At 39.8% G+C, this 13149-nt stretch carries 11 protein-coding genes; 7 read left to right on the top strand and 4 right to left on the bottom strand.

Going from position 1 to position 13149, the window contains the following annotated elements:
* Window positions 1–6: 6 nt before the first annotated feature.
* From HZB61_07000 to HZB61_06985, 4 genes are all read right to left on the bottom strand, one after another.
* On the bottom strand, window positions 7–783 hold the full coding sequence (locus tag HZB61_07000) for a tryptophan synthase subunit alpha (protein ID MBI5056343.1): 777 nt from the start codon (window positions 781–783) through the stop codon (window positions 7–9).
* Window positions 780–1976, bottom strand: coding sequence for a tryptophan synthase subunit beta (gene trpB / locus HZB61_06995; GenBank protein ID MBI5056342.1), 1197 nt, complete (start codon window positions 1974–1976; stop codon window positions 780–782). Before trpB ends, HZB61_07000 begins: the two co-directional genes overlap by 4 nt.
* 105 nt (window positions 1977–2081) lie before the next feature.
* On the bottom strand, window positions 2082–3254 hold the full coding sequence (locus HZB61_06990) for a hypothetical protein (GenBank protein ID MBI5056341.1): 1173 nt from the start codon (window positions 3252–3254) through the stop codon (window positions 2082–2084).
* A gap of 5 nt (window positions 3255–3259) precedes the next feature.
* Complete coding sequence (locus tag HZB61_06985) at window positions 3260–3892, bottom strand: phosphoribosylanthranilate isomerase (protein MBI5056340.1); 633 nt, start codon at window positions 3890–3892, stop codon at window positions 3260–3262.
* Between the two features lie 211 nt (window positions 3893–4103).
* Between HZB61_06985 and HZB61_06980 the strand changes: the two genes are divergently transcribed.
* From HZB61_06980 to HZB61_06950, 7 genes are all read left to right on the top strand, one after another.
* Window positions 4104–5231, top strand: a complete 1128-nt coding sequence (locus tag HZB61_06980) for a hypothetical protein (GenBank protein ID MBI5056339.1) — start codon at window positions 4104–4106, stop codon at window positions 5229–5231.
* A gap of 120 nt (window positions 5232–5351) precedes the next feature.
* The gene (locus HZB61_06975; GenBank protein ID MBI5056338.1) at window positions 5352–7037 is read left to right on the top strand and encodes an SLBB domain-containing protein; all 1686 of its coding nucleotides are present in this window, start codon (window positions 5352–5354) and stop codon (window positions 7035–7037) included.
* Window positions 7038–7052: 15 nt separating this feature from the next.
* The gene (locus HZB61_06970; protein MBI5056337.1) at window positions 7053–8651 is read left to right on the top strand and encodes a polysaccharide biosynthesis tyrosine autokinase; all 1599 of its coding nucleotides are present in this window, start codon (window positions 7053–7055) and stop codon (window positions 8649–8651) included.
* A gap of 13 nt (window positions 8652–8664) precedes the next feature.
* On the top strand, window positions 8665–9585 hold the full coding sequence (locus HZB61_06965) for an SDR family oxidoreductase (protein MBI5056336.1): 921 nt from the start codon (window positions 8665–8667) through the stop codon (window positions 9583–9585).
* A gap of 189 nt (window positions 9586–9774) precedes the next feature.
* Window positions 9775–11232, top strand: a complete 1458-nt coding sequence (locus tag HZB61_06960) for an O-antigen ligase family protein (GenBank protein MBI5056335.1) — start codon at window positions 9775–9777, stop codon at window positions 11230–11232.
* Window positions 11233–11275: 43 nt separating this feature from the next.
* On the top strand, window positions 11276–12157 hold the full coding sequence (locus HZB61_06955; protein ID MBI5056334.1) for an NAD-dependent epimerase/dehydratase family protein: 882 nt from the start codon (window positions 11276–11278) through the stop codon (window positions 12155–12157).
* On the top strand, window positions 12147–13139 hold the full coding sequence (locus HZB61_06950; GenBank protein MBI5056333.1) for an SDR family NAD(P)-dependent oxidoreductase: 993 nt from the start codon (window positions 12147–12149) through the stop codon (window positions 13137–13139). Before HZB61_06955 ends, HZB61_06950 begins: the two co-directional genes overlap by 11 nt.
* The last annotated feature ends 10 nt before the right edge of the window (window positions 13140–13149 follow it).

Below are 13149 nucleotides of genomic sequence, written 5' to 3'. Positions count from 1 at the left end.
CAATCCCTAATCCCCGATCCCCTTTTTAATTCTCCTCACAAAATCTTTGATATCTTTTCCTTCGGCGATCAATCTTACTATTGCGCTGCCGATGATAACGCCTTCAGCGAGTTTTGATACTGCCGCAGCTTCCTCGGGTGTTGAAATTCCAAAACCTACGGCTACCGGTTTGCTTGTATTGCTTCTAATAATTTCAAGTGTGTCTTTCATCGGGTCCCCGATTGAAAGTTTTGCTCCGGTGATGCCCGTGATGGATACATAGTAAATAAAGCCCGTTGCGGCCTTTACGACTTTCTTGATTCTATCCAGCGTGCTTGTTGGAGCAAGCAGGAAAATGGTATCAAGTTTGAATTGACGCGCGGCCTTTATGAAATCATCCGCCTCATCAGGTATCAGGTCAGGGATTATTACACCGTCAACGCCTGCGACGGATGCTTCCCTTGCAAATGCCTCGATGCCGAATTTAAAGACCGGATTGTAGTACGTCATGAGAATCAGCGGGACCTCAGAGCTTTGTCTGATCTCCTTTACAAGCGCAAGGACCTTTCGCAAAGTTACGCCATTTTGTAATGCCCGCTCATGCGCCCTCTGTATTGTAGGGCCGTCTGCGAGAGGATCGCTGAAAGGGACCCCGAGTTCAATGATGTCCGCCCCTGCTTCCCCAATATCCGCGACAAGTTTTTTTGTGGCCTCAAGCGAAGGGTCTCCCGTCATAATGTAGGGGATAAGGGCCTTCTTGCCCGATGATCTGAGATTTATAAATGTTTTAGTTATCCTGCTCATTGCAACTCTATTCCTTTTATCTTTGCCACTTCTTGCACATCTTTATCACCCCTGCCTGAGAGGTTTACAATGATGACGGAATCTTTCGGCAGGGCCGGAGCTACCTTGGATGCTTCAGCAACCGCGTGTGCGGATTCAAGCGCCGGGATGATGCCTTCAGTTCTGCTCAACAGCTCAAAGGCCTTCAAGGCCTCTTCGTCAGTGGCATAGGTATATTCAATCCTTTTTAGGTCCCTGAGAAAAGAATGTTCAGGCCCCACTGATGCGTAATCAAGTCCCGCGGAAACCGAATGCGTGCCGAGCACATTGCCGTCATCATCCTGCAGCAGATAACTTTTACATCCCTGAAAGACGCCGAGAGAGCCTCCAGCGAAACGCGCCGCGTGCTCGCCTGATGCAATCCCATGCCCTCCGGCCTCAACGCCGATCATTCTGATGTTGTCTTTAAGGAACGCAAAAAATAATCCGATGGAGTTACTGCCACCGCCGACGCAGGCGATCAGGCGATCAGGCAGTTTTTTCTCAGCTTGTAATATTTGTTTTTTCGCCTCATTGCCTATTACCGACTGAAAATTTCTTACCATCACAGGGTAGGGATGGGGCCCAAACGCCGTCCCTAAGACATAATGAGTATGGCCGACATTGGTCGTCCAGTCTCTCAAGGCCTCATTGATCGCGTCTTTTAATGTCTTTGAACCCACGTTCACTTCCGTGACCTTTGCGCCAAGCAGTCGCATCCTGAAAACATTCAACGCCTGCCGTCTTATATCTTCGCTTCCCATGTATATTTCGCATTCAAGCCCGGCTAACGCAGCGCCTGTTGCAGTGGCAACACCGTGCTGTCCCGCGCCGGTCTCCGCGATTACCCTGCTTTTCCCCATCCTCTTTGCAAGCAGGGCCTGGGCAAGGGCGTTATTGATCTTGTGGGCGCCAGTGTGACAGAGGTCTTCTCTCTTGAGGTAGATTTTTGCCCCGCCGAGTTTTTCAGTGAGGTTCTTTGCAAAGTACAGCGGGGTCGGTCTTCCTATAAAATCTTTTTGAAGCGAGCGCAATTCTTCAAGAAAGGTCCTGTCCTTTATGTATTTCCTGTATGCGGCTTCAAGCTCAATGAGCGCGGGCATGAGGGTTTCGGGGACAAACCTACCTCCGTAAATGCCGAAATGACCTTTGTTGTCAGGAACTTTTTCATTCATAAATTCAGCAAGTCCTTAATGATTGAATTTTGCAAATCACTATTATATCACAGTAAAGGAGAATAACAATAACCGGAAAAAGTATGCGAATATTTGGTGTGATAATTATAATTTTCGTATGATCAAGTAAAAGAACTTTTCAAGAAACTTCTGATGCAAAGGACGCCTTGACCATGTCTCAGCATCTATTTTGATTGAGCTCTTAAGATCGTTCTGGAAAACCTCTGTTGTCTGCCTGCTGAATTCCATGTCGAAAATTCCAACATTGCTTTCCTCATTTCTCCGCAGAGATTGAAAGTCGAGGTTTGCGGAACCTATTACACTCCAGCAACCGTCAAATACCGAGGTCTTGGAATGAAGCACCGCTCCCTGATAATTATATATTTCAACCCCTGCCTTTAGCAGCCGGGCATAATAACTTCTGCCGGCGTAGAAGACCGAAAGGACATCTGTTTTCCCCGGAAGAAGTAGCTTGAGGTTTACGCCTCTTTGAGCCGCGCGTATCAGCGCCCTGAGTATCCTTCTGCTCGGGATGAAATAGGCGGTTGTCAGTAATATGCTCTCTTTTGAGTTTTTAATACTGTAAAGAAGCAGCCTCCTCATCTTTCTTCTTGCCCTGGCTGAACTGACAAAGATGGGGATAACTGGGACGCCGTGTGTTGGTTGCGGGTGCTCTATTGGCGATTTAATAAGCTCGCCTTTCCAGGTCTTCCAGCTTTTACTGAAAATGTCGAGCAAGGAAGAGGTGATTGGGCCTTCAAGGTAAATCCCCATATCGCGCCATATCTTTTTCTTCTTTCTAAAAAACCTGTAGTATTCGTCGGCAATATTGAATCCGCCCATAAATGCCTTTTGACCGTCGATCACCAGGAGCTTTTTATGATCACGATAAATATAACTTTTAAGCGATGACAATTTAAAAGGATGAGATACCCTGACCTTTACACCTTCTTTTTTTAAATCAGACCAAAAATTCCGGGAGGTGAGGAATGACCCGAAATGGTCATACAGCAGGTAGACACTGACGCCTTGCCGGGATTTTTCTTTAAGCAAAGATGAAAGCTTATTGCCTGTATCATCGTCCTTAAAGATATAAAATTCAATGCAGATAGTATGCAGGGCAGTTGAAACAGCATCGAGGATTGCCTGAAAGACTTCCTGTCCGCTTTGTAATAGCCTGACATTGTTATTATTGGTGAAAGGCAGGCCTAATATTTTTTCTATTTCTGTTTTGTTAAGAAGGGTCCTGTCAGGCGTTGATACATTTGCAACTGACATATCATTCATAAATAATGTTTTAAAGACGCACCCCTTGCTCTTTCAATGAACAACCGCAGTTTTTTGTGGTCCTTTCTGCCCTTAATACTGCCTTCGACACCGGAAGCTACATCAACACCATATGGCTGGACCAGCTTTACCGCTTCCTCGATATTTTCAGGAGTCAACCCGCCTGCGAGAATTATCCGTCCGAATTTTTTGGCCTCAATAGCAATCTCCCAGTTAAATATCTGTCCTGTTCCGCCAATTGTCTCGGAGGAATACGTATCAAGCAGAAATGCCGACGCAGTTTTGTAACGTTTTAAGGGCTCAAGATCGGATAGTTCTTTTACTCTGAGAGCTTTAATAACTTTCCTGCTGGTAGAACAGTACTCCGGGGGTTCAGAACCGTGAAACTGTATCAAATCTAATCCCGTATAAGCGGTGATTTTCTCAACTTCTTTTTTTTCTTTATCAACGAAGACTCCAACCGTTTTTATAAAAGGCGGCAGCGACGAGATAATAGTTTTTGCTGTTTCGGGAGTTATATAGCGAGGGCTTTTCTGATAGAAAACAAAACCTAACGCATCAGCGCCATATTCGATCGCCGCTGAGGCGTCATCGGTGTTAGTTATTCCGCAGATTTTAATTTTTAGCATTAGACATATCTTAGCACAATAATGTGATATGTCATACGGTTAAGTTGAGATATAATCGTTTTTATCATAGGTAGTAAACTTAATAAGCAAGACTTTGAGAAGATTAACTTGGACTTAGACTGGTTGATTATGAAATCATATAACAGAGATTCCAGCTATAGGAAAATTTTATGGAATTATTATATAATAAAAAATCTTTATTAATGTGAGAGTGAAAAAAAGATGTCATCTACTGATAGTTGCAAAAGGTTACTTGATAGCCTTTTTGCTTTTTTTTGTGTCTACAGGTGTCCATGCATTCCAATATAATGGATTAGACTTAAAGATTTCCAGCACTATTACCGAAACATATGATGATAACTTAACTTTTTCAGATGTAGATAAGAAGGAGGATTTTATAACAGCATTGACTCTTAGGATGGATGCATTATATGAGAGTAAAAGAAGAATGTTGAATTTAGGAGGAACTGTAAACCACCGACAACAGTCAAGGTTTAAAGATATAAAGAACTCTTCTGAAGATTTAACTTTTAGTTTTAAAAATGAGTTTTCTGAATACGATAACATTTTTTTGAGCTATAATTTTTCTCATTCTTTCTCCCCCGACTCTTTCGAGAAGGAATTTGGGATGGTCAGGCCAAGACATGAATCATTTTCTAATAATTATGGCTTTGTATATACAAAAAATTTAAGCGAGCATTTTACGGTAACTGCAAAGTACAATTATTCACAAAACAGAACTATTGAAGCAAATGAAAGTAATTGGTGGCAAAATACTTATGGTCTTGATTTAAATTACTTGTATAGTGCGTATACTGTCATTTCTTTTTCGTATGCTTATTCTAATGGCAGTGCCGGTATTATTAATAGAGCCACTATGGGTTTGAAACAAAATATAACCCCCAGGCTATATTTTGATGGAAGCGTAGGGCTTGATTCGACTTCTACCGAAAACAATAGAAGCAGTACTCAGTATATCAATGTTTCCTTGACTGATGAAATAAATGAAAACACAAACGCAACTCTTTCATTCTTAGAAAATGAGGAATCACTTCCTGACAGCAATGATATTTTCAGTAATTGGCAAACTACCGCCAGCATACAACTTTTGTTATCGGAAAAACTGAATAGTTCTTTTTCAGGTTTTTACGGCAAGGGCACACTTGTTAATTTAGATATTAATAATACACTTCTTGGAGTAAACTTTTCACTTTCCTATGAAATCCTGGAAAATTTCAATGCAACATTAGCATATAATTATTCTCATTTCACCACGACAAATAACATCGGAGGATACAACAAGAATTCTATATCCCTTGGAATGACTAAGGCATTTTAATTCCATAGAGGAATCAGTCTGTCGTTTGTTTATGCAAGGCAGTTAAAGATTTGTTAATAGGAATTTTAGAGTTTAAGAAATGTTATTACTGCAGAAGTAAAATAATAAGGGGGCAATACCTTGAAGAATATGATTCGTATATTTATTGCTATAGTGTCATTGAATATTTTTGCCGCAGCTTTTGAGACTAAAAGCTTTGCAGCCGACGATACTAAAACCTCGGCATCTGCGCAAGTTAAGGCCTCTGCAAGCGTATTATCTAAGATTAATGCACATGATGTAATAGAGATAAGAGTACTTGATCATCCGGACCTGAGGACCAGTGTAAAAGTGGCAAATGATGGCTCAATCACCTTCCCTTATATAGGATCAGTTTATGTGAAAGGGAAAAATATCGATGAAGTTGAGAAGGAAATAGCAAAACGTCTCAGCGAGGGATATTTAAAATATCCCATTGTTTCAGTGTCGCTGCTGCAATCAAATGATCAGAAAGTGTACGTTTACGGTGATACCAAAAGGATCGGAGAGATCGTTTTTGATGAAGGTCTTACGGTGGTAAAGGCAATATCAATTGCTGGAGGCACCGATGGCTTATATGGCAAGGTTAAGGTCAGGCGCGGGAAAAAAGGAGAAGCGGGATATAAAGAAGTAACGTTAGATATTAAAAGCATTATAGAGGGAGGCGCAGAAGGATATATGCCTCTGTTGCCAGATGACATAATCGTTGTCGATGAAGATAAGATATACATAGACGGCGAGGTGTTAAGAAAAGGGAAATTTATACTTAGGAAAGAGACTACGGTATTGAAAGCATTATTAGAAGCAGGTGGTGTAGCATCTGAAGGTTTATATGGAAAAATATTAGTAAGGAGGAAACAGGAAGGAACGCCCGGCGGATATAAAGATTTTGTCGAGGGAGACCTTATTAACGGAATTATAGAGAGCAAAGAAGTCGAAAATGCAATCCTTCAGCCTGATGATGTACTAGTTGTTAAGCATAATAAAACATATTTAGTTCAAGGAGAAGTTGCAAGACCCGGTCGTTTTATACTTGAGAACAATACGACGGTATTAAAGGCACTGATAGAAGCAGGCGGTGCTGGTGTTAATGGAGCGTACGGCAAGATAAAGCTGAGAAGGAAACAGGAAGGAACGCCCGGCGGATATAAAGATTTTGTCGAGGGAGACCTTAATAACGGAATTATAGAGAGCAAGGAAGTCGAAAATACAATTCTTCAGTCTGACGATGTAATGGTTGTTGAGCATAATAAAACGTACTTAGTTCAAGGTGAGGTTGCAAGACCTGCACGCTTTATACTTGAGAACAATACGACAGTGTTAAAGGCACTAATTGAAGCTGGCGGCGCGAACGTTAACGGAATATACGGAAAGATAAAATTAAGGAGAAAGCAGGAAGGAGAACCAGGTGGATTTAAAGATTTTGCGGAAGCACAGCTGAATGAAGGGCTTATTGAAAATAAAGAAGTTGAAAGCACGCTTCTCCAGCCTGATGACATTTTGATAATAGAGCACAATAAAACATTCTATATTTATGGTGAGGTTAATAATAAGGTTGGGGAGTTCGTCCTTCAAAACAATATGACAGTTTTTAAGGCCATCACGACGGCAGGCGGAGTAACTAAATGGGGTTCTGAAAGTAAGATTAAGATCTTACGGCCTGTTAATAACAGCAGTGGATTTTCCATAATCAAGGTAAACATTAAAGCCGTTATTGATGGTGACGCAAGTGCTGACATTGTGTTACAGCCTGGAGATGTCATAGTGGTTTCAGGAGGAATTTTTTGATTATAGGAGAACAATATGGCTGCTAATGTAGGAGCAGTTACTTTACGTGATTATTTAAAAGTCCTTTTCAGGCATAAGCTTATATTTGTCATCATTCCTATAGCAATAATGATTCCTGTTTATATTGGACTTCAATTTCAGACGCCAATGTATCAGGCCACGGTTAAGATGTATGTTAAAGCGCAGAAGGAAACAGAGTCACAATATTACCGATTTATCGCATCTTCACAAAAAAGCTTGACCGATGAACATTCCGAACTGGTAAAATCCCGCATCGTTTTGCTGCGCGTAGTTGAAGCGCTCAAGCTTTATGAAACGCCGCTTGATTATGAGAGATATTTTGCTTCTCCTCTTAAAGCGGCTTTTATTGATTACAGGTTTAAGAACATGAAGCAGAAATTTCAGGAACTAAAACCAGAACAACAGAAGGACATACTATTTAACGCGGCATTTGGGAGATTGCTCGGCAGTGTAAGTGTACAACCCGTCAAGGAAACAAATTTTTTCGCCGTATCTGTCAAAGATTTTACTCCTGAAAAAGCCGCATTAATTGCAAATTCCCTAAGCCGTTCGTATGTTATTTTCGATCTTGAACAACAAATTCTTGAACTTAAATTGCAATATGGAGAAAAACATACAGTAATACAACAATTAGAAACTTATATTGATGAATGGAAAAAAACCCTTAATGGTGAAAGACTACCTGAAATTGAAGCCATTGGTCCTGCCAGCGTTAAAATAATGGAGCAGGCTGACCCCGGAGAAGAGATTAGCGCGGCGCCTAAGGGGCTTATGCTTGTATTTGCTTTTTTCTCAAGTATATTTTTATCAATTATTTTTGCCTACTTGTTTGAATTTTCCGAAAGTACATTTAACTCACCGCATGATTTAGAAAAATTTCTCAATATTCCATTCTTGGGCTCTGTTCCTTCAATCCCCAAAAAGGAGCGCCAAAATGGTCTACTTATAAGTAATACAAATTCAAAGAACCCAAAATATATTCAATCCTTTCAGAATCTTTCCAGGCAGTTAGATATCGTAATGAAAGAGAAAAATCTGAAATCTCTTATACTAACCGATGCTGAAGGTTCAAAAGAAACTACAACTTTTGTTACTAATCTCGCAGCGTATTTGGCTAACATGCAGGGACGCAGGGTCCTTATTATAAAAGCGAATCTGAGGGATCATTCGATAGCGCAGGTTTCTAACATTTCTGACTCCACCGGGCTGTGTGATTTGCTTGAAGGAAGAATTTCGTTTGAAGAAGCATTACATGAATTAGTGCCAAGTCTATACATCTTGCCCTCAGGCAATACTACGTTAAATCCAATAACGCTTTTAGAATCTCCCAATATGCGGGCAGTGATCCAAAAGGCTAAAGAAACATTTGAAATAGTTTTTGTTGAATGTGCTGATTTAAAGAATTTTACCGACGCTGCAATTCTTTCCTCCTTTGTGGATGGAGTTATTATTGTTGTAAATGAGGGCAAGGTACGACGTCATGTTGTTCAAAGCGCAATCACCCCGCTGGAAGAAAAAAAATCTAACATAGTCGGTGTAATTCTGAACAATCGCAAGTTCCCGATACCGGAGATACTATACAAATGGATATAAAGGGGATTAGAAAATGAAAGTATTAGTAACAGGAGGTGCCGGCTTTATAGGCTCTCACTTAGTTGAGAGACTTATTGATAAAGGCTTTGAAGTGGTAATAGTTGACAATCTTTCTTCCGGGAGCGAGAGGAATATAAATAATAAAGCCAAATTTTATAAATTAGATATTCAGGACCCGGAACTGGAATCTGTTTTTCAAAAAGAACGCCCTGATTTTGTTGATCATCATGCTGCCCAGAAAGATGTACGCCTTTCGGTTGCTGATCCAATTTTTGACGCCAAAATTAATATACTGGGCACTATTAACATTCTTCAAAATTGTATCAAGTATAACGTGAAAAAAGTTGTCTTTGCTTCAACGGGAGGAGCTATTTACGGCGAGCAAGAAGTTTTTCCGGCTCCTGAAACTCACCCGTTAAAGCCGATAAGTCCTTACGGTATCACCAAGCTTGTTGCAGAACATTACCTTTACTATTATAAAACAGTTTATGGAATGGACTATGTTGCTTTACGTTATTCAAATGTCTTCGGCCCTCGGCAGGACCCTCACGGTGAAGCCGGGGTAGTAGCGATATTTATTAAAAAGGCACTTAATAGTGAACCGGCGATTATTAACGGCGACGGGGAACAGACAAGGGATTTTGTTTATGTCGGAGATGTTGCTCAGGCTAATATTTTAGCCATAACAAATAGCACATCAGAGAACATATTCAATATCGGTACCGGCGTAGAGACATCAGTCAAGCAGATGTTTAATTGTCTTAAAGAAATCATAAATCCCTGTATTAAAGAACAATATGGTCCTCCTAAGCCAGGGGAACAAAGAAGAAGTGTAATCGAATATGCAAGGGCAAAAAAAATTCTTCATTGGGAACCTAAGGTCTCACTTGTGGAAGGATTGAAAGAGACCTGTAAATACTTTAAGAAAATCTGAAGGTAATCATTCTGTTGCCGTCTTTATTTTAATAAATTGTAGTTAGCGAACACGCGGGGCCCGGACATATTTTCACCATCCCGTGTTTATTCCGTTTATTTGAAACTATTATCAGCTTGCATTGCTTCTTATGTAACTGAAAAGGCGGAGCAGTGCCATTTTTTTCTCATTTCCTGAAATTTAAAGAAAATGTTTGTAAAAGTTGTTTTTTTAACCATAATTATTTTAATCAGCGTTTGGGGCGTTTATTCTTTCATTTCTCCAGCAGCGTTATTAACTTTTTTCTGGTTTTTTGCCATAGCCCCGATAGTGTTTGTTATTCAGAGAAAGAATCTATTGAATTCGTTGTTATTATGGTTTGTAGCAGTGCTGTTTAGAGAAGGTGTAATACTTTCTCTGCCTGTTCTTCCGGACATTTTCCCTGAAAGGTTAATCTGGGTTTCTATAATTTTTATCATCTTGACAGAACTTGCGTTTAGACAAAGGAAACTTGTTCTTGGTAATTTAGAAATTGAAAGCTCAATGGTTATATTTAGTGTTTATGTTGTGGCGTCCATGTTCGTAGCTGGTACGCTTATCTCAGAGGGGAAGGGAGGACTAAAATTAAGCACTTTCTTGAGCGGTTATGGGATGCCTTTTAGTATTTATTTTTTTGGTAAAAACTTAATTGATGATGAACAGAAGATAAAGAAGGTTTTCATTTTTTTCACCATTGTTGGATTTTATTTGGGTCTCACAGGCATATTTGAATATTTTAAATTGACTTACTTAATCTTCCCTCGCTATATTTTGTCGGGCTGGGTCCATGCGGGAAGATCAATGGGGCCTTTCTTAAACGCTTCAGTGAATGGCACGGTAATAGGGATGATATTATTCATGACAACTTACCTTGTCCTCCATGAGCAAAAGAGATGGTTAAAGATTTTTTATGTTCTTTCCATTACAGTCATGCTGATCACGCTTGTATTCACTCTTACACGCGCTTGCTGGCTGGCTTTTTTAATTGCCCTATTTATATTCCCTGTATTTTACCCCCGTGTAAGAGTGGTATTTGTAGGATGTTTATTAGTGTTGTCGATATTATTTGCCGGTGTTTACAAACAATTAAGCTCTGATCTTGATTGGTCGGAAAGAGCAGAAAAGATGTATAACAAAGATAGCTTTAAAGACAAATTTATTGAGAGAATGACACAAGTATCACCAGTGTATGGCCGGGCCAGTTTATATGGAGTAGTCTGGAGGATTTTTCTTGATCACCCAATATTTGGAGTTGGATACGGCAAGTTTATGGAAGTAAGTCCAAAGTACCTATATAAAATGGAAAATGTCCCTAAAACTATCGGTGTTGGCAAGGGGACAAATGTCCACGATACATGGTCAGGCGTTTTAGCGGAATTGGGGATTGTCGGTCTGGGTCTTATTTTGTTCATCATGCTTAGTATGGTTAAGGTCTCTATAAAATTATACCGTCTTTTGCCTGAGAACGGATTTATGAGCGGCAAATTGATTGCGATGTTTTTGGGAATGTTTATTATTTATTTAATAAATGCTCAATTGATTGAGATGCATTTTTTCCCGTTTCCAAACTCTATGTTTTATTTATTTGGCGGGATAGCGAGCAGTTTATATCAAAAACAAAATGTGTAAGATAGTACATCGGCATAAATTGTTGCCGGAATTTAAATAGAATATGAAATTACTTGTCTTTGGCGCAGGGGGGTTTATCGGTAAAAAATTTACTGAAATGTTTTGCAATTTATATAACATTGTTCCGGTAACTGGCAAGACAGGCGATGATAATAAAGCTGATTTGACGGATTACCACGCGCTATTATCAATTCTTGATAAGCACAAACCGGACGCTGTATTAAACCTTGCGGGCAAATCTTATCACAAAACCCGGAATGATGTTGACATTTATGAAAGCAACTTGATGATCCAGTTGAACTTGAATGAAGCCGTTAAACAATTAGCTATAAACCCCAAAATTATTTTTTGCAGTACCAGCGCTGTCTATAGAAGTTCGATGGAACCTGTTAATGAAGCTTCATTCTGTTTGCCTGGTAACTCTTACGCGAAGGCAAAATACATTCAGGAAAGGATCGGGTTGAGCTATCACCCGAAGCAGCATGTTGTGGTTGCCAGATTGTTTAATGTCATAGGCCCTTTTCAGGATAAAAACTTTTTTATTCCTGCAGTCATTGACCGCATAGTGCGGTATAAAAATAATGAAATAACAACAGTCAAACTAAAGACATTGAATGCCATGCGGGATTTTATATATATTAATGACATCTGCAAAGCACTCGGTTTGCTTATTGAAAAGGGTGAGGGCGGTGAAGTTTACAACATATGCACGGGCAACGGTATTAATATTGAACAGGTTATAACAATATTAAAGGGGATATTAAATATTTCAGAGATGCCTTTGGAGGCGGAAGATAATTACGTTAAAGAGGGGATTAATTATCAGGTCGGCTCAAACGAAAAAATATGTAAGCTCGGATGGGAGCCGGAATATGACATTAATAATTCACTCAAAGAAATAGTCGAGGTGGAATATGGACGTTAATTTGTCAGGGAAAAACGTTTTAGTTACCGGAGCGGGAGGATTTATAGGAAGTCACTTGACGGAAAATTTAGTCAGAAAAGGTTGTCACGTTAAAGCGTTGGTGCATTATAATGCTACGGGTAATATCGCCAATTTAAATTATATTGATAAAAATGTCATTCCTGAAGTTGAAATTGTATTCGGAGACATTCAGGATGGGAACTTTTGCGACAAACTGACGCAAGGCATTGACATAGTATTTCATCTTGCCGCTTTAATCGGAATTCCTTATTCATATGTAGCGCCTTTAAGTTATATTCAGACCAATATAATGGGAACCGTTAATTTGCTGAATTCAGGTCTCAGGAACAATATAGAACATTTTTTGCACACTTCCACCAGTGAAGTATATGGCACAGCCATTTACAAACCGATTGACGAAAAACATCCTTTGCAAGGTCAATCTCCTTATTCTGCTACCAAGATAGGGGCTGACAAACTGGTTGAAAGCTATTGCAGGTCCTTTGATCTGAATGCCACCACTATGAGACCCTTCAACACATTCGGCCCCAGACAATCAAGGCGGGCAGTTATCCCGACGATCATCTCACAGGCGCTTCACTCAGATAAAATACATATTGGTTCTTTAGACCCCAAGCGGGACCTTACATATGTTCTGGATACTGTCAATGCCTACATAAAAGCTGCCGGCAGAAAGGACTTAAAAGGTGAAACAATTCATTTTGGGACAGGAAAGTTTTACTCGATAGGAGAGATCATAGATATAATTTCCAAAATACTCAACAGAAAATTTGAGATAGTTGAAGAAAAGCAGAGGATAAGACCTGAAAAAAGCGAGGTTGGGGAATTGCTTTGTGATAATTCTAAAGCTAAGGATATGTTAAATTGGGGACCGCAGTTCAGTCTTGAAGAAGGACTGAAAGAAGTAATAATGTTTTTTGAAAAATACCAAATAGAATATTCCAATAAATATTTTATTTAAGGGGTAAACG

The sequence above is a fragment of the Nitrospirota bacterium genome (assembly GCA_016214845.1).
Taxonomy (GTDB): domain Bacteria; phylum Nitrospirota; class Thermodesulfovibrionia; order UBA6902; family UBA6902; genus SURF-23.
This window is presented reverse-complemented; position numbering and strand designations above follow the sequence as displayed.